The following is a 20172-nucleotide window of genomic DNA, read 5'->3' as shown; positions in this document are numbered from 1 at the left end:
TGTGCTGTTTACTTCCCCTCTTTGTAGGTTCTGGTTACACACATTTAAAGGCAAAGCGCAGTCGAAAGCCCACCGCAGGTGGGCTTTCACCTTTCTAGCTCCTGATCTTTACTGCTTTTATAACACCTATCTCGTTTACCTGTTTACCTCAAACTTATGAAGTCAGTGTGGATTATCCTAATAGGTTAATAGGATTTGTTCGTAATGAACTTCGCAGATGGCGATTTAATCTAAGGTAAAAATATTCTTTCTAAGAAATGTAGCCCATGTGTATACCAAATTTAGCTGAAATGATTTTTATCTAAGTAAATCAATAGGTAAAAACTCAAAAAAAAGTACTGCTGCATCATGTGAGTGCTTGATTCGATTAATTTCTAGTTGAACTGAATCTCAGAATTTTGACATACTCAGTAACATGTTTTGAAAGGTGTTATATCATTAATCTATAAGAAAAATCCCTAGATGGAATAAGTTTCTTTCCGTTATTATTTCTTTTGGAAGGTAATGGCGATGTGGGAAAAGATATTACAAAAAAATCTTTATTCTGAATGGGTTATCCGAAACACCCTATACTGGATGACTCCTGTAAGTCCATGGAAACTTGAAGAAAACACATCCTATTGGATTATCTTCTTTGAGATAAGTGGCCCTGAATGTGAGTTTGAATTCGGAAGGCTGTTAAACGATTTTAGCCTCCGCGAGAAACTTCATCATCAAACCGGTCAATTGCGTGATGCCATTGTCAGCAAGGTTCTCCGAAGCATAGATGACAGGCTTGCATAATGATACTGATGCCTTTCAACTTCGACAGGATGCCTGACGGCCGGGTATTCATCAGTAACCTCGCTGGCTTTCATCATTTTTTAGGAGAGCAGGAATTTCTCGATCTGGTAAACGGTCACATCAGTCAAGAACAGTCCTCATCGCTTGAAAGCAAACTTTTCATTTGCGGAGATGAATCTTCCTCCGTTACCCCTTATGCACTAAGTTCGGCTTTTGCCAAACGACTCATGAATGAACTGGCGATCAGGCCAATCTTCATGATTGTACCTACTCTTCGTTGTGATCATACTTGCAAATATTGCCAGGTCAGTAGGGCATCGGTCACCGCTGATGGTTATGACCTCAATCCTGAACTGATACCGCAAATTGTCAGCACCATAAAGAAACTAGGTACACCTCCCTACAAGATAGAAGTACAGGGCGGTGAACCACTTCTCAGGTTCGATCTTGTTCAGTCAATCTATCACGAGTGTGAGATTTCATTGGGTAGTGATGCTTTTGAAATGGTGATTGCTACAAGTCTGTCATTACTCGATGAAAGCATTCTCTCATGGGTTAAAGAGCGGAATATCACCTTCTCGGTCTCGCTCGATGGGAATGAAGCTGTCCATAACAAGAATCGCATCCTTACTGACTTTCAAGCTCATAACAAAGCAGTAACTGGTATTCGGAAAATCACAGAAGAACTTGGCGCAAACCGGGTAGCTACGGTTACCACAGTTACTAAGGAGCTGACTAAAGAGCCAGCTTCCATAGTAGATGCTCATTTGTCTCTGGGTCTTACAGACATGTTTATCAGGCCTGTTAGTCCTTATGGGTTTGCTCAGAAGCAGAGCTTCACTTTTTCAATGCCAGAGTATTTTGCTTTTTATAAAGAGTTGATGCAGGAAGTGTTGATTCAGAATGAAAAGGGAATGCCTGTCATTGAGCACTCGGCTGCTATTCATCTCAAGCGAATTTTCAATCCAGGCTTCAGTGGTTATGCAGATCTAAAATCGCCAAGCGGAGTTGTGCTGAACTGCATCCTGTTCAATTATGACGGTAAAGTCTACGGTAGTGATGAAAGTCGTATGCTTCAGAAAGTAAACCCGGAAGCAGATTTCAGTGCAGGAGAGTTTGCCTCACTCTCATTCAGTAGCAACGAATACTACCGTTCCGCCCTCTCATCTTCATTTAACTTCGCCATGCCAGGTTGTGACACCTGTGCATACCAGCCTTTCTGTGGAGCAGATCCTTGCCAGAACATTAGTGTTCATGGCGAACCTGTTGGTGACAAGAGTCGTTCTACTTTCTGCCAGTATCACAAAGGCATGTTCCGCTTCCTTCTGAATGAAATCTCTCAGGATGGACCGATGGCAAAGATGCTTAAAGGGTGGGCTTATGTCTGAGGTGCTGAGAAACGACATTTTCAGATTTACGGCAGTTCTGCCAGTTCAGCAAGGTTTCTATCGCTTGTGCAAATCTAAGCCCGAAAATCCTCAATTCTATCTGCCAAATTTACTGGTCAGTGAAACTCAACTTGATTCCAGACTTCCTGCATATTTTGCAGACTTCGTTGTGAGCACTGATCTTTTCAATTCCATAGAAGATGGTGATATAGGGATTGTTAACAATGGCAACATGATTAGGGTGATTTTGTCACGGAGAGCAAACCATAACACTGTTCTGGTAACTGAAAGGTGCAACAACCGTTGCCTTTTTTGTTCTCAGCCTCCTAAGACAGGAAACGATGACTGGCTTCTTAACCAGTCAGCACTTGCCATCGCCTCTTTCTCCCTGAATGGTGTAGTAGGAGTGAGTGGGGGAGAACCTCTACTGTATGGCGAAGATTTCTTGCAATTTCTGGACTTCATAATCGAAAACTCACCTGAGACAGCTTTGCATGTTTTGACCAATGGACGAAAGTTTGCAGATGTCAGTTTTATTCAACAGATGAAAGAGCGAAGCGAAAAGCTCAAAATAACTTTCGGTATTCCGCTTTATTCTTCAAGGTCGTCAGTTCATGACTATCTGGTTGGAAGCGAAGGGGCATTTGATGAGACAGTTATGGGGCTTATCAATGCCGGTAACTCAGGGATCAACATTGAGTTAAGAATCATTCCGACACTGGCTAACTATATGGAACTGGACAAAATCATAGAGTTCGCTGGTCGCGTGTTTTCCAATATCAACCAGATTTCTCTTATGGGGTTAGAATCTATCGGCTGGGCACGTAAAAACTGGTCATCAATCTTCATTGAGCATGATAGCTATAGTGAGAAAATTCTCTCTGCCATAGGAACAGCACAAAGGTCAGGCATCACCCTAACAATCTTCAATTACCCATTGTGCCATCTTCCTGAAAGAGCTTGGGGATTTGCTACTCAGTCAATTTCTGACTGGAAAAATTACTACCCCAAAGAATGTGATGAATGTACTCAGAAGTCTTCCTGTGCTGGTTATTTCAGTTCATCAAAAGGCCGTTTTCATCAACCACCGAGACCAATTTTATGAAAAAATTTAATTTCGCTGCTCTGCTTCCGGGATTTTTAGCACTCAATAATTCTGTATGGGCAAGTGATTCCTCCACTGGTGCAAGTGATTTGCCTGGAATGACTCTTAATGAGCATGATTTAGTTATAGCTCCACTTAACACGGAAGTACCTTTCTACATTGCAGGGCATCGTAGTCATAGCTCCCATCGAAGCCATAGTTCTCATAGATCTTCGTCTGGTGGTGGGTACTATGGTGGAAGCACTCCTTATTATCCTAAAACATACAGTTCACCAAGCTCATCAGGCTCATCCACTTCAGGTACAAATTCGCCATCGTCTTCTTCATCTGTTCGTTCGCTTCGCTCTAATGACACCGATGCCTCTACGACCACAAACTCTGCTGGAATGAATGGAACTACTCGTGCAAGTAGTGGGCTGGCTTCTGATACTGAAAAGCGTAAGCGTTTGATCATGCGAGTGCAGTTCGCATTACTGGATAAAGGGTTTTATAACGGCAATATAGACGGAAGTATGGGGCCTGCGACACGAACTGCTATCAAAAATTACAGAGTTGCATATGGGCTTCCTACTCCAGTAAGAGAAACATTAGATGCTCAGTTATTGAACTCTTTGAATATACTGGCTCGTTAAAATATTAGGTAAAATAGAATGAAGATAAAACTCTCTATTTATAAAACAAAAAGGTTTAGCGATGATATTGATCAGGTTTTGAATTTGGAAAGGGTCAAAAGACCTGTTGAATTCGAGATGGAGGATGCACGAGCATATCTATATGTAAAGGAGTACATGGACCCAAAACCTCCTGAATGGACCACCTTTTTTATGGACCAAAATCCTGGCATAGAACCTGATTTCTTCGGTATGAATAGTAGCACAGGAGCAGTATTAGTTATTGAAGCTAACAATTCCAGATATCTTATTCCCTTTGGAACCGGTCATCACTTAATCAATGATGGCAGCATTGTCAAAGGATTTGGGCTTAAAACAACTCTTAATAGTATAGAACATAAAAAAATTCGCAGTTTAGATAAAGGCAGTCACAACGAAACGAACCTGTTAACTCGCAGTCAGAGCAGTAAAGAAGTCGATATATACAACCTAAAAATAGATTCTGAGATGGATATTCTCACAACTCTCACAGGCACTTCGACAGAAGATATTTTAGGAAGTAAAATTACTGGCAAAGATGCTTTTGTGATCATGCCGGATATTGAATTGAAGGCTATTCCAGCACTATTGACCAAAATAGACTCTATTTACTTATTACCTCTTCCTGAAGAATTCGAATGGGTTAACAATATCAAGGAGGCTGATGAACAAGAAGTTGAGATATTGGATTCGCTTTTGATTGATCGGATAAAGGAAAAAGACTTCAATGATTTATGGCTTGGAGAGCCAGAAATAGTAGACTGGGAAAATCAAATAGGCTATTGCTTTGATAAGAGACAAAGATTCATTCATGAAACCTTATCAATATACCATGTTTGTGATTATTTTGATGGTAAGAAAACTGAAGTCACTGTTGATGAACTCAAAAAAAATTACCTGCATGTTTTGAATGCCGATTTTGAATCGATAAAAAAATGGTCTTTATATAGGTGCCTCTATGCCGAGATAAAAGAAGGTGATCAGAACTATATTCTTCGATGACCTGCCCCCACGATTAGATACAACACTCAGTTAGTAACGTCGGAATCTTCATTCTCAGAATGACCCTTTCTCCAGCCCGCTGCAAATTCAGACGGTGTCTGATAATTCAGCGTGGAGTGCGGGCGGCATTCGTTATAATCCTGCCGCCAGTCATTAATAATTTTCCTGGCATGAACGATATCGCTGAACCAGTGCTCATTCAAACATTCATCGCGAAATCGTCCGTTAAAGCTCTCAATAAATCCGTTCTGCGTTGGCTTGCCCGGCTGGATTAAGCGCAACTCAACACCATGCTCAAAGGCCCATTGATCCAGTGCACGGCAAGTGAACTCCGGCCCCTGGTCAGTTCTTATCGTCGCCGGATAGCCTCGAAACAGTGCAATGCTGTCCAGAATACGCGTGACCTGAACGCCTGAAATCCCAAAGGCAACAGTGACCGTCAGGCATTCCTTTGTGAAATCATCGACGCAGGTAAGACACTTGATCCTGCGACCGGTGGAAAGTGCGTCCATGACGAAATCCATCGACCAGGTCAGATTGGGCGCCGCCGGACGGAGCAGCGGCAGACGTTCTGTTGCCAGCCCTTTACGACGTCTTCTGCGTTTTACGCCCAGGCCACTGAGGTGATAAAGCCGGTACACGCGCTTATGATTAACATGAAGCCCTTCACGGCGCAGCAACTGCCAAATACGACGGTAGCCAAAACGCCTGCGCTCCAGTGCCAGCTCAGTGATGCGCCCTGATAAATGCGCATCAGCAGCCGGACGGTGAGCCTCATAGCGGCAGGTCGACAGGGATAAACCTGTAAGCCTGCAGGCACGACGTTGCGACAGACCGGTCGCATCACACATCAACATCACGGCTTCCCGCTTCTGGTCTGTCGTCAGTACTTTCGCCCAAGAGCCACCTGAAGCGCCTCTTTATCCAGCATGGCTTCGGCAAGCAGCTTCTTGAGTCTGGCGTTCTCTTCCTCAAGCGACTTCAGGCGCTTAACTTCAGGCACCTCCATACCGCCATACTTCTTACGCCAGATGTAAAACGTGGCATCGGAAATGGCATGCTTGCGGCAGAGTTCACGGGCGGGTACCCCAGCTTCGGCTTCGCGGAGAATACTGATGATCTGTTCGTCGGAAAAACGCTTCTTCATGGGGATGTCCTCATGTGGCTTATGAAGACATTACTAACATCGGGGTGTACTAATCAACGGGGAGCAGGTCATCGAGACTCTATATGGTATGTTGCAGATAGGAATTTTGTATCGACTATTGATGATGAAATGAAAAAAATAATTCATTATGAGGAGTCGGATAAATTCCCTGTATATTCATATAAACGAGAGGAGGATTATAATAAAAAACTTTGCCAAAATGATAATTCCTTTACACACATGGATCAGAAATTCATTCATCATGGTGGTGGTAAAAGTAAGATTGAATTTTGTGATCTTATCAGAGGTCAATCAGATTTTATCCATGTAAAATATTATACTGGTTCGCAAAGTATGAGCCATCTTTTTTCACAAGGATTTATAGGTTCTGAACTTTTTATAAGTGACTCTGAATTTCGAGGCAAACTTAATGAGAAACTACCTGCTCATATAAAATTAGCCGATCATATAAATAGACCAGATGCTAAAAAATATAAACTAGTTTTCGCCATAGCTTCTAATAAAAATCTTCCCGAAGATTTACCTTTGTTTTCTAAAGTAAACTTGAAAAATTTCCACAAGAGTATTACCAATTTTGGGTATGAGGTCAGGATCTGCAAAATTGCTGTGGACCCAGATATTTATAAAAAGAAGCTATGTAAACCACAAAAGAACAAGCTTTAAATAAATTTTTCAATGCCAGAGACGTTTGCCAGTTCATGCAGAAAATCGCTTTTGTAAGTTACAGCCCATGTATCTTGGTTTAGAACAAAGTGGTGTCAAAAAAGGTTTATGTCTTGGTGGATAAGGGGCTGGGAGATTTAACCCCTTATAGAGTTGTTATGCCGCAATAGCTTTAAATTTTTGAGCAATGACATAATCACTCCACCACTGCATGAGAATCACTCGTTCTGCCAGATATTCCGGGCGATTGTAAGCTGCAATTATTTCATCTTTCTTCGAGTGGGCAAGGGCCGCTTCTAAGACACCAGTCCTGAACTTACCAGATTCGTCTGTCGCCGTTCTCACAATAGATCTCATTCTGTTAACCATAAGTTCACCTCCTTAAACCGTTCGAATGATTACGGCTTATACTGCCTACTTATGCTAATATCTAAGAGAAGCCATTATGGTTGTGTAAGTATACTTCATGGTTTATTTCGGATATATAAAACCATACCTATGACTGGCTGTTTTCAGCAAGAGTCTTATCATCTAAAGAATTAATTTTCGAAATTCTTTTTAACTCATTAAGATAATCAACCTCGTTTTCCAAGAACCAATGAAGAACTTTAGAGTTACCCAGTAATTTATTAATATATGACTGGATTATCACGAATTTCAACATATCTGAACCATACTCGGTTTGAAGTTTTTTTGTTTCTTCCGAAGTTGTTGCCATTTCCTGTTCCAGACGAAGTATGGTTTTTTTTATGTCCTTTTTATAGGGAGTGTTTTTCCCTTTATTTACTATCATTGATGCCGGTGTAGCATCCAAGATGCTCATTGCAAATTTTTTACTATAATTATCAAAATTAATCATTGTACCGACTGCTTCAATTTGACGAATTGGCTTCATTTTCCTCAAAACATCAAATGTAGCCTTAGGTATAGGTTTATCAGAAAGTTTCGCAATTACACTTGGATCTATACCGTTCATCACATTAGCTTTATCTTTTATAGCATCAATAGATATTCCCAAAGCAGCACTAAGTTTTTCAATTGAAACTTTTGCCAAGGACTTGATTATCATTCTATGTTCTTCAACTACATTTATATGATTGACTTGTTTGTTAGGAGTGAACGCATCATCTATGCTCGAAAGTATACATGGAGCTTTTTGTATGCCTAAGTCTTTTAAAGCCTCAACCCTCAAATGGCCATCGAGTATCTTAATGGCATCTTTATCTTTGTCATAGAACACTATTATTGGTTCAATAATACCTAAGCTTTCAATAGAGGTAACTATTTGATGATATTTATGACTTAACTTTACATTTTCTAACAATTCCTTAGAGGGAATTAACTTGTTAGTTTCTAAATAAATAAAATTGTCGCCAAAACGTATCTGAATCATTTTGATGCCTCTTTGTTTATTGGATTGAGGATTTGAGATGGCAGTTCTGATAGATTCTCTTGTTCAAGTATATTTTGAAAGCTTTTATTCATCATTATGATGTTAAAGATCTCATTTACTATCAGCAAATTAGTTTTAATAAATTTAGAGTTGTTATAAACAGATTTATGTTCAGCGACACTATTTTCATAAAGCTCAATTAACTCTTCAGCAGTCATTCTTTTTGATGGTTTGTGATAATAAAACCCGGCTGCTTTTGCACCTTTATTCCCTATTGTTCGCTGATTTAGAATGTGTTTTATCTTTATAATGTCCCGGCTTTTTATTAATTTTTTATCATATGCTTCGGTAAGAATATCTTGTGCTTCTTCAGTTTCACATCTTGCAAATTGCACTGCGAGATATAGAGGTAAATTCCCTCGTTCGACTGCAGAGAGAAGTTTATGCTCTCCCTTATCAAGAAGCATATTTATACTGCTCACCCAGTTCGATGAATACCCAGTAATCTCACTTATTTCGGAGTCTGAAAGTCCTCTGTTTTTCATATCTTTTATTATCTGTAATAACTCATTGGAACGTGGTCTCCTCCTTGCAATGTTTTCAACCAAACTCATAACATAAGCATCTTCTTCTGATACATCTCTTATAATTGCTGGAATAATGGTTTCACCTAATGCAACGAGAGCCTCTATTCTCCCTTGGCCACAAATTAAAGCATATTTGAAGTCGTCTTCATCAATTGCTCTTACGCTTATAGGCTTGCTTAATCCTCTTTTTTTTATACTTTCCTTAATTTCTTCATGCACTACCTTATTTCTAGTTCGCGGGTTAAGAAATTTTATTTTGGCAATTTCAATTTGGATTATTGGGAATTCATTTGATTCAGGCAGCATATAGTTCCCTCACTTTCATGCGAGTAATAATTTGTAGAAGTTTATCCAGATTATCAAATCTATACAGATCTAATCGAATGTTGTTTGTTTCCGTCATACACATTTTACTATATTCGTTTTCAATCTTTGGTATGATATAAAAATCAAGTGGTGAAATATTTTGTGAATCCATTCGTATAACAATTGTTATGTCTGCTTTCTGTGAGTTATCAAACCGGACTTTCCATCTAAGTTTACCCGATTTCATAGGTGTGCATTTAGTAATAAGCACGGAAATTAAAAGCTCATCATTGATGTAAAGCATTGGTGCATATTTATATTCGTCTATATAGCAGTTGCTTTTTAAAATTTCCCCCTTAAAATCCTCAATTATGCCTGAGTAAAATGATCTTAGTGCTTCATTTATTTGGATATAGCTGTAATCATGTTCTGGCTTATAACCAATCAAAGTATATGCTCTTAAAAGACCACCAAATCGGGTTCTGTAAACAGAAGATGAAGGGCCTGTATCATCTTCATCAATGATAAAGCCAGATAGTTTTCCATTAGATTCTAATTTTTGTTTTAGCTTTTCTAAAAGCTCATCATTAGTCAAATGTACGGATCGGAGCTGAATTATTTCTTGAGCTTTATTATATTTTTTCTTTGAAATAATGGGTTTATATGCCTTGTCGCATCTAACCCATTCATTTTTGGGGTTTTTTACAAGCCTACTTTTTAGTTTAGATGAGGTTTTGTTATATATGTTATTTCCAATATATTTTTCATTTGTCAAGATTTGATGTATTTTTGCACGAGTCCATAATGTTCCATTTTCTGCAGGTATATTCTGTTCATTTAGTCTCTCAGCAATAATGAATTCTGGCATGTTATCATCTATAAAGAGATCATAGATGCTATTTACAATTTTTATCTCATTTTTTGGTCCCGGAATTAATATCACCCTATCTGTTTGAATACTCTTTCTTTTGCGAAAGCCCAATATTTCTTTAGCTATGCCATTTTCATCTACTAAAAGACGTCTCAGCCCATAACCAGCCATTCCGCCTTGATGATAACCAAGCTTTATTAAATTTACTTGCCCTATAAATACCTTTTCTGATAAATTCCTGCTGTGATATGCGGCACTAGATCTTTTTATATTCAGTATAACAGAAGACTCTAAAGGGAAATCTTTAGTGGGAATAGGTTCAGAACAGTATATAAGATCTACACCGTTTCTCTCAAATAGAAAGGAATAATATGCAGCTTCATCACTATTTTGAAAACGACCAAAACGGCTCACATCATAAAATAATACAGCCTGTATATCTATTTTCTTTTGTTCTACATCACTAAGTAACTGCTGCAAAGAATGCCGGCCTATGATACTGACTCCGCTCTTACCTGCATCATCGTAGGTATAAGCGATTTCCATATTGTTCTTTTCAGCATAATCTTTGATATATTCGGACTGATTATGTAAAGAATATTGCTGATGGTCGGTAGACATCCTCAAGTACTGTGCGACCCTAACTTTATGATTTTTATCATTTTCGCTAGCCATGCACGAAACCTCATGGATGATTCAATACAATGTAGAGGATAAAATTGATCAATTTTTAACCAAATTCAACTGTTTTATCATTGATTAGAGCGAATTTAGTAAATCTTCAAGGTGTATGATAATCGAGAAGAGATGTGAATTATTTAGCTGATATGACCGACAGCTTTCGTTATGTGGCCTCAAGGTATCGATTCGTAAATGGCTATGCTTAGTCCACATAGGTTAATAGTATGATTATTAATTCTTTAACTAAATCAAGATAGTTAACCCATCATGGAAGAGTTATGCGGCAATAATTTTGTATTTTTGAGACGAAACAAAGTCACTCCACCACTGCATGAGAACCACCCGTTTTGTGAGATACTCTGCACGATTGTAGGCTGCAATTATTTCATCTTTCTTCGAGTGGGCAAGGGCGGCTTCTAAGACATCAGTCCTAAATTTGCCAGACTCCTCCGCAGCCGTTCTGGCGATTGATCGCATACCGTGAGCTACAAGCTCACCTCCGAAACCCATACGGATTATGGCCGCATTAGCTGTTTGTTCATGCATGTGATTGAGTGGAGCTTTGATACTGGGGAAAACCCACTCTCTATGCCCACTGATGGCTTTCATTAAATCCAAAACTCGCAAAGCTTCTTTGCTCAGTGGAACTTTGTGAGGCTTCTTCATTTTCATAAACTCCGCCGGGATGTTCCACATGCCAGTTTCAATATCAATATCTGACCATCTTGTGCGAACAGCTTCACCTGGGCGAACCCATGTGAGAAGTTGCCACTCAATCAGTAGCCTTGTTTCCAAACGGATAGAAGCATTGTTTAGAGCAACCAGGAAGCGAGGGAGTTCGGAAGGGGGTAATGCTGGCATATTCTGTTTTTTTGGCTTGCTGAACCGTTGCCCCAGATTGTCTGCCGGGTTGAATTCTATGAGTTCTTCTGTTGCTGCATAGCGGAAAATTTCATTCAGGCGGGATATGATGCGGCGAAGTGTTTCAAGGACACCTCGTTTTTCTATAGGTTCTAAATGCTGTTTAAGCATTTTAGGGCGAATCTCCTTAATGGGGGTATCACCCAATGTGGGAAAGATATTTCTCTCTAGGCTTCGCCAGATGTCGTTAGCATGATCTTGGGAGATGCCTGACGTTTTGACTTTCTCATCAAGCCACTTCTTGGCTACTGCTTGAAATGTATGTTCCGTGGCTTCTTTCAGTGCATTGGTTTTTTGGGTGTTATGAACTTGGGGGTCTATACCATTTGCAAGCAACGACAAGTATTCATCACGTAAAGCTCGTGCCTTCGCAAGTGTAAGGTGAGGATAGGTTCCTAAGCTCACCTTAGTTCGCTTTTTGGTCACAGGCACTGCATATCTGAAATACCATTTTTTCTTCCCTCCCTTCGCCAAGGGAGCGATTCGCAACAGCAAACCATCGCCGTCAAAAAGGTTAACCTCTTTCTCGGCAGGTTTGGTGCTTTTGATTTCAGTGTCAGTGAGTTTCTTAGCGATTTTGGCCATGTTTGGGACCCTCAATTTTAGGACCCTTTTTCGTGGGTCCCATTCAGGGTGCCATAACTCGAAGTTCTCAGCAATTCTTACTAGACTACAATAGACGTAAAAAAGCCCGCAGAGCTTGTGCTGTGCGGGCTTAGTAGACTTTACTGAACTTCAGTACATCAATATTTGGTGGAGCTGGCGGGAGTTGAACCCGCGTCCGAAATTTCTACATCCTCGGTACTACATGCTTAGTTTGTCTTTACATTCGCACGCCAGCTGCGGACAAACACGCCACTGACGAACTAGCCTGATTAGTTTTAACGCTTCAACCCCAGGCAGGGTTTCCACGCGATCTCTTTTGGGTTTGACCTCTCTTTGATCCCCGTCTTAAGAGCGGAAGCTAGGGAGAGAGGGCTCTTAGCAGGTTATTAAGCTGCTAAAGCGTAGTTTTCGTCGTTTGCGACTATTTTTTTGCGGCTTTTAACGAGGCAAACCGCCCCTCGGCATGCACCTTGGGTTTCGCAAATCCCGTCGAATCCAGAATCAGCCCCAATAGTGTTGAACTCAGTATACCAGATTTTACTTCCTCGACACCAGCCCGAAACGCTAACTTATTGAATAGTACAATAAGTGCGCAGAATCAACGTCCTGCGTTTTTCATGATACGTGCTTTGTCGAGCTGCCACTCGCGTGCTTTCAGGTCAGTACGTTTGTCGTGCTGTTTCTTACCTTTCGCCACGCCGATTTTCACTTTGCACCAGGCGTTTTTCCAGTACAAAGAGAGCGCCACCACGGTGAAGCCTTCGCGGTTGATGCGTCCGTAGAGGGATTCCAGTTCGCGCTTGTTCAGCAGCAGCTTACGGGTGCGGGTAGGATCGCAGACGTAATGTGAAGAGGCGACGGTCAGCGGCGTAAAGTTCGCGCCGAACAGGAAGGCCTCACCGTCTTTCAGGATCACGTAGCTGTCGCCGATATTGGCTTTCCCGGCACGCAGCGATTTTACTTCCCAGCCCTGCAACGCAAGGCCGGCCTCGAATTCTTCTTCGATGAAATACTCGTGGCGAGCACGCTTGTTAAGCGCAATGGTCGCCGAACCAGGTTTATGTGCTTTTTTCTTCGTCATAAGTGTCGTAAAGCCGTCGGTAATCTGATTTTAAAAAGTCACCTCATTGCGTCCTGTGAGGTCTAACGCGCTATCTTAGCACGAGATAAGGCTTAGCGTTTTTTTAACAGGTGATAAATGTTATTATTTGTCTGTTGTGTGACCATGGAAAATGCTATGCCTCAGATTAGCCGTACCGCGCTTGTTCCCTACAGCGCGGAACAAATGTATCAGTTAGTGAACGACGTTCAGTCCTATCCGGAATTTATTCCGGGATGCACCGGTAGCCGGGTGCTGGAATCCGGCCCGACGCAGATGACTGCGGCCGTGGATGTCTCCAAAGCGGGGATCAGCAAAACGTTAACCACGCGCAATACCCTGACGAGCAATCAGAGTATTTTGATGCATCTGGTGGATGGTCCGTTTAAAAAACTGATGGGAGGGTGGAAGTTTACGCCACTGAGCGCTGACGCCTGCCGCATTGAGTTTCATCTGGATTTTGAATTTACCAATAAGCTGATCGAACTAGCGTTTGGCCGTATCTTTAAAGAGCTGGCCTCGAATATGGTTCAGGCGTTCACCACCCGCGCCAAAGAGGTTTACAGTGTCGCATAAGATTGCTGTTGAGGTGGTGTATGCGCTGCCGGAGAAGCAGTATTTGCAGCGCGTGATGCTTGAAGAGGGTGCCACCGTTGAGGCGGCTATCCGGGCCTCCGGCATCCTTGAACTTCGCCGTGATATTGACCTGGCGAAGAATAAAGTCGGCATTTATAGCCGTCCGGTAAAGCTTGCTGATGCGCTGAAGGATGGCGATCGGGTTGAGATTTATCGCCCGCTGATTGCTGACCCGAAAGAGCTGCGCCGTCAGCGAGCGGAGAAATCGGGTAAGTAACGCTTTCTCCCCCGGTGGCGCTTCGCTTACCGGGACTACGATTCTGCGTAAGAATTCAGATACAAAAAAGGTGCTCAATGAGCACCTTTTTGCGTTGCTGACGCCTGATTATTTGGTCAGGGCAGGCTTGTTGTCGATGTTGGTCAGCACGCCGGCACTGCTGAAGGTCAGCGTCAGGGTTTGCTGGGTCACATCTTCATGACCAGGCTGCTGGCGGAATACATAGAACCAGGTGTTTGTGCCGAACGGATCGGACATCATCGGGGTTCCCAGGGCATAAGCGACCTGCTGTTGTGTCATACCCACGCGGATTTTGGACACATCGTTGGGGGTAAGGTAGTTCCCCTGGTTGATGTCAGGACGGTAAACCACTTTCTCCAGAGTGGAACAGCCTGCGGTCAACATCAGAAGAACCGCTGCGGCAGCGGTCAGCGTTTTACAGCGCATAGTGATTTGATTCCTTTTCGGGCCCGAGCAGTACGCGGCTCATATGTAATATGCCGATGATAATAGACCTTGCCCCACTTTGAAACCGGTCTGGCGGCGTTTTTGTTGTTCTGTATGACCCTGAGATCCCGAAAAAGTTTATGCCGCCAGCAGTTCTTTCGCATTCGCAAGCGTATTGCGGGTGACTTCACTGCCGCCGAGCAGGCGTGCCAGCTCCTGCAAGCGTGAGCGTTTATCCAGCGGCTTCATGTGCGTTTCCGTCATTTCGCCATCGGTTTCCTTGCTGACGATAAAGTGGTGATGACCACAACCGGCGACCTGCGGCAGGTGAGTCACACACATGACCTGCGTCGATTCACCTAACTGACGCAGCAGTTTGCCGACAACGGCCGCGGTCGGGCCGCTGATACCCACATCCACTTCATCGAAAATCAACGCCGGGGTTTCCATTTTACGGGCGGTAATCACCTGAATGGCCAGGGCGATACGCGACAGTTCACCGCCGGAAGCCACTTTCGAAATCGCCTGCAAAGGCTGGCCCGGGTTGGTGGTGACGCGGAATTCTACGCGATCTGCGCCTTCCGCCGTCAGGTGATTCTCTTCAAAGCGAACATCTATGGTGAACACCCCATGCGGCATCGCCAGCGTATGCATGCTGTCGGTAATGTGCTGGCTAAGCTCCAGCGCATAGTGTTGCCGCACGTCATGCAGCCGTTTCGCCGTTTCCAGCGCCTGCTGATGATGCAGATTAACCGCCAGAGACAAGGTTTCAAGGGAATCGGCCTGATCGTCCAGCTGCTGCTGTTCCTCCAGCAGAGACTGATAGTAATTCGGCAGCTCTTCCGGGGTTACGTGATGCTTACGCGCCAGTGAAATCTGCCGGGAGATGCGTTGCTCAAGCTCGAACAGACGGTTCGGGTCGAGATCCAGACGTTCACAGTAGTGGCGCAGTTCATCCCCGGCTTCTGAAATCTGAATCGCGGCCTCTTCCAGCATTTCCAGTACGCCAGAAAGCTTATTGTCCATGCCGGTCAGTTCGGTCACAAGCTGACGCACGTTATACAGCTGGCTCTGCAAATTCACGTCTTCGCCATCCGCCAGCATATTAAGGGCAGTCTGGCTGGTGGAAAGCAGCTGACCGCTGTTGGCCAGACGCTTGTACTCTTCGTCGATTTGCTCAAATTCACCCGCCTGCGGGTTAAATTCGTTCAGCTCTTTCAGCTGATATTCCAGCAGCTCGGCGCGCGCGGTACGCTCCTGGCTTTGCTGCTGATGCTGCGCAAGTTCGCGGCAGCTTTGATGCCACTGACGATAGTGCTCCGCCATGAGTTGAGTAAGCGCGTACTCACCTGCGTAGCCATCAAGCAGGGCTTTCTGTTGTTCGGGTTTGATTAACTGCTGGTGCGCATGCTGACCATGGATCTGGATGAGCAGCTGGCCCAGCTCGCGAAGCTGGGAAAGGGGAACCGCTGTACCATTGATAAAACCGCGGGAGCGGCCATCGCTGCTGATGACGCGGCGAAGTAAACACTCACGTCCGTCTTCGAGCTGGTTCGCTTCCAGCCAGCGCAGGGCGGCAGGGGTGTCTTTCAACGAGAAGCGGGCGCAGAGATCGGCACGGGCGGCGCCTGTGCGCACCATATCCCCCTCAGCACGACCGCCGAGGCACAAGCCGAGGGCATCAATGGCAATGGATTTACCTGCACCGGTTTCACCGGTAATCGCCGTCATTCCGCTGTGGAAGTCGATCTCAAGCTCACGAACAATGGCAAAGTTGCTGATGGTCAGTTGTGCCAGCATAATTGTTTTCCTGTATGAAAAACCATAACTGTGTTTGTATACAGTATAAACTGGTTTTATATACAGTAAAGTGCTGGATGCAAAATCAGAACAATTTTTTTGACCAGCCGAGCTTGGAGCTTAATGTGTTGAAATAGCTGTAATCTTTCGGGTGAATCAGGTTCAGATGGTAATCGCAGCGGCGAATGAGGACATCTTCACCTTCCTGAATGGGGAGCGCAATCTGACTGTCGCAGCTGATCTCCAGGTCGTTACGGCGATGGGAAAAACGCAGGCGAATGGTGCTGTCGCCGTTGATCACCAGCGGACGCGCCGAGAGCGTATGCGGGAACATCGGCACCAGGGTAATGGCATCCAGCGATGGCGTCAGGATTGGGCCTCCGGCTGAAAGCGAGTAGGCAGTTGACCCCGTCGGGGTTGAAATAATCAGCCCGTCAGAACGCTGCGAGAAAGCGAATATTTCGTCGATATAGACTTCGAACTCGATCATGTGCGCCACTTTACCGGGATGGAGAACCACCTCGTTTATGGCGGTGCTGATGCGCTTCTGGCAGTCCTGCTGACACACCTGGGCTTCCAGTAAAAACCGTTTTTCACTGATATAGTGGCCTTCCAGCACGTCCGCCAGCTGCTGCTGCGCATTGTCCGGGTCGAGGTCGGTCAGGAAACCGAGATTGCCACGGTTTATACCTATAACCTTAATATCATAGCGAGCCAGCGTTCGCGCTGCGCCCAGCATATTGCCGTCGCCACCGACCACCACGGCGAGATCCGCCTGCTGGCCAATTTCCGCCAGCGTGCCGGTTCTGACGCTTTTAAGCTGCAACTCCTGGGCGATCTGCTGCTCGACCATCACTTCATAGCCTTTACCACACAGCCAGCGATACAACATTTCATGTGTCGTCAATGCGGTAGGGTGACGCGGATGGCCGACGATCCCAATACACCTGAAATGATTATTCATTTTCTGGAGGTCCTTGTGCCTGATGAATGATGACAATCTGCCTTGTTCCCTTGAATCCAGGAAACTGATCCCCATAATAAGCGAAGTTAGCGAGATGAATGCAGAAAAACGCGGAGAAATTCATGAGTAGTAAAGAACAGAAAACGCCTGAGGGGCAAGCCCCTGAAGAAATTATCACGGAACAGCACGATGAAGTTGAGGCAGTAGAGCCAGACACGTCTGCTGAGCAGGTGGACCCGCGCGATGAAAAAATTGCCAACCTGGAAGCTCAGTTGGTAGAAGCGCAGAATCGCGAACGCGATGGCGTACTGCGTATCAAAGCGGAAATGGAAAACCTGCGCCGTCGTACCGAGCTGGACGTTGAAAAGGCGCACAAATTTGCGCTGGAGAAATTCGTCAACGAACTGCTTCCGGTGATCGACAGCCTGGATCGCGCGCTGGAAGTGGCGGATAAAGCTAACCCGGATAACGCGGCGATGATTGAAGGAATTGAGCTGACGCTGAAATCCATGCTGGATGTGGTGCGTAAGTTCGGTGTTGAAGTGATTGCCGATACGGATGTACCGCTGGATCCAAACGTTCACCAGGCCATTGCGATGGTGGAATCCGAAGACGTTGCCGCGGGTAACGTGCTGGGCGTGATGCAGAAAGGGTATACCCTGAACGGTCGTACTATTCGCGCTGCGATGGTGACCGTGGCGAAAGCGAAAGCATAACGTGCTGCCTGTAGTGCCGGGTGGCGGCGTTCGCCTTACCCGGCCTACATTTTATTCGGCAATACTTTCGCGTAGAGGCTTAACGGGCAGGACCTTCACCTGCTTAATCATGTTGTCCTGAACGTCCAGAATATCAATATCATACTGTTCAATGCGCACGCGCGTGCCTGCCGCCGGGATCTCTTCCAGCGCTTCCAGGATCATACCGTTCATCGTCCGCGCTTCGTCTTCCGGCAAATGCCAGTTGAACGCTTTATTGATTTCACGAATGTTGGCGCTGCCGTCGATAAGCACTGACCCGTCGTTTTGCGGGGTGACTTCTTCCGCAAGGGAAGGTGACATCGACGTGGTAAAGTCCCCGACAATCTCTTCCAGAATATCTTCGACCGTCACCAGCCCCTGTATATCGCCGTATTCATCCACCACCAGGCCGACTTTCTTCTTGTTTCGCTGGAACTTCACCAGTTGCGTGCTGAGTGGGGTGCCTTCCGGCACGTAGTAAATTTCGTCGGCGGCGCGCAGCATCACCTCTTTGGTGAACTCGTTTTTCTCAGTCATCAGACGATAGGCCTCGCGCACGCGCAGCATGCTGATGGCATCGTCGAGGGAATCGCGATAGAGGACGATACGCCCGTGCGGGGAGTGTGTCAGCTGGCGGACAATGGCCTTCCAGTCGTCGTTGATATCAATCCCGACGATTTCATTGCGTGGCACCATTATGTCGTCAACGCTGACCTTTTCCAGATCCAGCACCGACAGGAGCATGTCCTGATTGCGGCGGGAGATCTGCGAGCGGGATTCATTCACGATGGTACGCAGTTCGTCTTTGCTGAGCGCGCTACTAATGGTGACGTCTGCCTTTATACCCACCATGCGCATCAGCACCCGTGTCACCATATTCAGCAGCCAGACCAGCGGCATCATCAGAATAAGCAGCGGTGCTAACAGGAAGCTGCTGGGGTAGGCGACTTTTTCCGGGTAAAGCGCGGCGATGGTTTTGGGCAGCACTTCCGCAAACACCAGCACCACAAACGTGAGCACACCTGTGGCAATCGCCACGCCTGCGTTGCCGTACAGACGCATCCCGACGATGGTGCCCAGTGCAGAGGCGAGAATATTGACCAGGTTGTTACCGATAAGCACCAGGCTAATCAGCCGGTCCGGCTTACGCAGAAGCTTTTCGACACGACGCGCGGCACGGTTACCCTGCTTGGCGCGATGACGTAACCGGTAGCGGTTCAGCGTCATCATGCCGGTTTCAGAGCCAGAGAAATAAGCGGAGATGACCACCATGATGACCAGAATGACGATCAGCGTGGTGGTAGAGATGTGTTCCAGGGGGAACTCCTTTTGTTACTTAGCCAGCAAATTGCTGTATGAAGCGGCTACCAAAATAGGCAAGCGTGAGAATGCCCGCACCCGCTACGTTGAACCAGACCACGCGACGACCGCGCCAGCCTTCATGATAATGGCCCCATAACAGGACAATATAGACAAACCACGCGATGATGGAGAGGACCGCTTTATCGATATTCTCCACGCTGAACAGGTTCTTCATATAAAACAAGCCCGTGCACAGCGTCAGCGTCAGCAGAACCACACCGACCTGGGTGATGTGGAACATCTTACGCTCAATCACCATCAGCGGTGGCATTTCGTGGTTAAACGCCAGCTTTTTATTTTTCAGCTGGTAGTCAATCCAGGCGAGTTGCATGGCGTAAAGGGCGGCGATGATCAGCGTCGCGTAGGAGAACAGCGACAGGCCAATATGCACCAGCATCCCCGGCGTGGCTTCCAGGTGAGTAATAAACTCATTGGGCATGAACGTGGCTAACGCCAGGTTGATCAGCGCAAAGGCGTAGACTATCGGCAGCAGCATCCAGCCACGGTTTTTAGACGCGACAATGGTCATGACCGTACAGATCATCAGGCTGACCAGCGAGCCGACGTTCAGTACGCTCAGATTTTGCACGCTGCCGTCGCCGGGAATGATGCGTGATTCCAGCGCAAACGCATGGCTAATCAGTGCGATCACTGCCGAAAGAATAGCCATGCGCCGCCAGCCGCTGTTTTTTTGCAGCAGGCCAGGAATGATCAGCGCGAGGCTGACAGAGTAGGCAACAAGGGCGATCAGTGCGAAAACAGGCATATAGGCGTCGACAGTTGTCT

General features: G+C 45.3%; 18 protein-coding genes, 1 other RNA gene and 3 pseudogenes. 9 read left to right on the top strand and 13 right to left on the bottom strand.

The annotated features are described in order from the left end of the window. The first annotated feature begins 510 nt into the window (after positions 1-510). From hxsD to AC4OVU_RS16705, 5 genes and pseudogenes are all read left to right on the top strand, one after another. Positions 511-783, top strand: a complete 273-nt coding sequence (hxsD, locus tag AC4OVU_RS16725) for a His-Xaa-Ser system protein HxsD (RefSeq protein WP_039102433.1) — start codon at positions 511-513, stop codon at positions 781-783. Then, positions 783-2171, top strand: a complete 1389-nt coding sequence (hxsB, locus tag AC4OVU_RS16720; protein WP_032718095.1) for a His-Xaa-Ser system radical SAM maturase HxsB — start codon at positions 783-785, stop codon at positions 2169-2171. The genes hxsD and hxsB overlap by 1 nt, the downstream gene beginning before the upstream one ends. Continuing rightward, complete coding sequence (hxsC, locus tag AC4OVU_RS16715; protein WP_491928754.1) at positions 2164-3276, top strand: His-Xaa-Ser system radical SAM maturase HxsC; 1113 nt, start codon at positions 2164-2166, stop codon at positions 3274-3276. Before hxsB ends, hxsC begins: the two co-directional genes overlap by 8 nt. Further along, positions 3273-3908 carry a His-Xaa-Ser repeat protein HxsA gene (gene hxsA, locus AC4OVU_RS16710; protein ID WP_001624497.1) on the top strand — a complete coding sequence of 212 codons (636 nt, stop codon included), beginning with the start codon at positions 3273-3275 and terminating at the stop codon, positions 3906-3908. Before hxsC ends, hxsA begins: the two co-directional genes overlap by 4 nt. 18 nt (positions 3909-3926) lie before the next feature. After that, positions 3927-4925: pseudogene (locus tag AC4OVU_RS16705) on the top strand (TIGR04141 family sporadically distributed protein); the annotation flags it as partial. 29 nt (positions 4926-4954) lie between these two features. Here AC4OVU_RS16705 and AC4OVU_RS16700 read toward each other — a convergent pair. Next, a protein-coding gene (locus AC4OVU_RS16700) for an IS3-like element ISSen4 family transposase (RefSeq protein ID WP_096147877.1) occupies positions 4955-6075 on the bottom strand; the annotation gives its coding sequence in 2 pieces (ribosomal slippage) (positions 4955-5817 and positions 5817-6075; 1122 coding nt in all). A 72-nt stretch (positions 6076-6147) separates the two neighbouring features. On the opposite strand from AC4OVU_RS16700, the pseudogene AC4OVU_RS16695 reads away from it, so the two are divergent. Continuing rightward, positions 6148-6759, top strand: a pseudogene (locus AC4OVU_RS16695) (TIGR04141 family sporadically distributed protein); the annotation flags it as partial. A gap of 156 nt (positions 6760-6915) precedes the next feature. Here the strand turns inward: AC4OVU_RS16695 and AC4OVU_RS16690 are convergent. From AC4OVU_RS16690 to smpB, 7 genes and pseudogenes are all read right to left on the bottom strand, one after another. After that, positions 6916-7140, bottom strand: a pseudogene (locus AC4OVU_RS16690) (integrase); the annotation flags it as partial. A 115-nt stretch (positions 7141-7255) separates the two neighbouring features. Beyond that, positions 7256-8152 carry a ParB/RepB/Spo0J family partition protein gene (locus tag AC4OVU_RS16685; protein WP_250304634.1) on the bottom strand — a complete coding sequence of 299 codons (897 nt, stop codon included), beginning with the start codon at positions 8150-8152 and terminating at the stop codon, positions 7256-7258. Next, a complete protein-coding gene (locus AC4OVU_RS16680) occupies positions 8149-9045 on the bottom strand; it encodes a ParB/RepB/Spo0J family partition protein (protein WP_491928753.1) in 897 nt (298 codons plus the stop codon). Before AC4OVU_RS16680 ends, AC4OVU_RS16685 begins: the two co-directional genes overlap by 4 nt. Next, positions 9035-10591 (bottom strand): recombinase family protein, encoded by a 1557-nt coding sequence (locus tag AC4OVU_RS16675; RefSeq protein WP_042100368.1) that lies wholly within the window; start codon positions 10589-10591, stop codon positions 9035-9037. The genes AC4OVU_RS16680 and AC4OVU_RS16675 overlap by 11 nt, the downstream gene beginning before the upstream one ends. Before the next feature lie 282 nt (positions 10592-10873). Continuing rightward, positions 10874-12103, bottom strand: a complete 1230-nt coding sequence (locus AC4OVU_RS16670; protein WP_110292975.1) for an integrase domain-containing protein — start codon at positions 12101-12103, stop codon at positions 10874-10876. A gap of 166 nt (positions 12104-12269) precedes the next feature. Continuing rightward, positions 12270-12633, bottom strand: a transfer-messenger RNA (tmRNA) gene (gene ssrA / locus AC4OVU_RS16665). An 89-nt stretch (positions 12634-12722) separates the two neighbouring features. Continuing rightward, complete coding sequence (gene smpB / locus AC4OVU_RS16660; protein WP_003863115.1) at positions 12723-13205, bottom strand: SsrA-binding protein SmpB; 483 nt, start codon at positions 13203-13205, stop codon at positions 12723-12725. Positions 13206-13361: 156 nt separating this feature from the next. On the opposite strand from smpB, the gene AC4OVU_RS16655 reads away from it, so the two are divergent. Then, entirely contained in the window at positions 13362-13799 is a 438-nt protein-coding gene (locus tag AC4OVU_RS16655; RefSeq protein ID WP_220018927.1) for a type II toxin-antitoxin system RatA family toxin, read from the top strand. Further along, complete coding sequence (locus AC4OVU_RS16650; RefSeq protein ID WP_017383006.1) at positions 13789-14076, top strand: RnfH family protein; 288 nt, start codon at positions 13789-13791, stop codon at positions 14074-14076. Before AC4OVU_RS16655 ends, AC4OVU_RS16650 begins: the two co-directional genes overlap by 11 nt. Positions 14077-14184: 108 nt before the next feature. Here AC4OVU_RS16650 and bamE read toward each other — a convergent pair whose 3' ends face one another. The 3 genes from bamE to nadK all read right to left on the bottom strand — a co-directional run bounded on the left by bamE (position 14185) and on the right by nadK (position 17287). Further along, positions 14185-14523 (bottom strand): outer membrane protein assembly factor BamE, encoded by a 339-nt coding sequence (bamE, locus tag AC4OVU_RS16645; protein WP_003863121.1) that lies wholly within the window; start codon positions 14521-14523, stop codon positions 14185-14187. A 138-nt stretch (positions 14524-14661) separates the two neighbouring features. Then, the gene (gene recN, locus AC4OVU_RS16640; protein ID WP_015571579.1) at positions 14662-16323 is read right to left on the bottom strand and encodes a DNA repair protein RecN; all 1662 of its coding nucleotides are present in this window, start codon (positions 16321-16323) and stop codon (positions 14662-14664) included. A gap of 85 nt (positions 16324-16408) precedes the next feature. Beyond that, on the bottom strand, positions 16409-17287 hold the full coding sequence (gene nadK, locus AC4OVU_RS16635; RefSeq protein ID WP_017383004.1) for an NAD(+) kinase: 879 nt from the start codon (positions 17285-17287) through the stop codon (positions 16409-16411). A gap of 122 nt (positions 17288-17409) precedes the next feature. Between nadK and grpE the strand changes: the two genes are divergently transcribed. Beyond that, positions 17410-18003 carry a nucleotide exchange factor GrpE gene (grpE, locus tag AC4OVU_RS16630; RefSeq protein WP_003863126.1) on the top strand — a complete coding sequence of 198 codons (594 nt, stop codon included), beginning with the start codon at positions 17410-17412 and terminating at the stop codon, positions 18001-18003. Between the two features lie 51 nt (positions 18004-18054). On the opposite strand, the gene AC4OVU_RS16625 is transcribed toward grpE, so the two are convergent. Next, the gene (locus AC4OVU_RS16625) at positions 18055-19341 is read right to left on the bottom strand and encodes an HlyC/CorC family transporter (RefSeq protein WP_026094274.1); all 1287 of its coding nucleotides are present in this window, start codon (positions 19339-19341) and stop codon (positions 18055-18057) included. Positions 19342-19360: 19 nt separating this feature from the next. Further along, positions 19361-20152, bottom strand: coding sequence for a cytochrome C assembly family protein (locus AC4OVU_RS16620; protein ID WP_110292976.1), 792 nt, complete (start codon positions 20150-20152; stop codon positions 19361-19363). Positions 20153-20172: the final 20 nt, after the last annotated feature.

The sequence above is a fragment of the Enterobacter sp. 6722112 genome, assembly GCF_058661685.1.
This window is presented reverse-complemented; position numbering and strand designations above follow the sequence as displayed.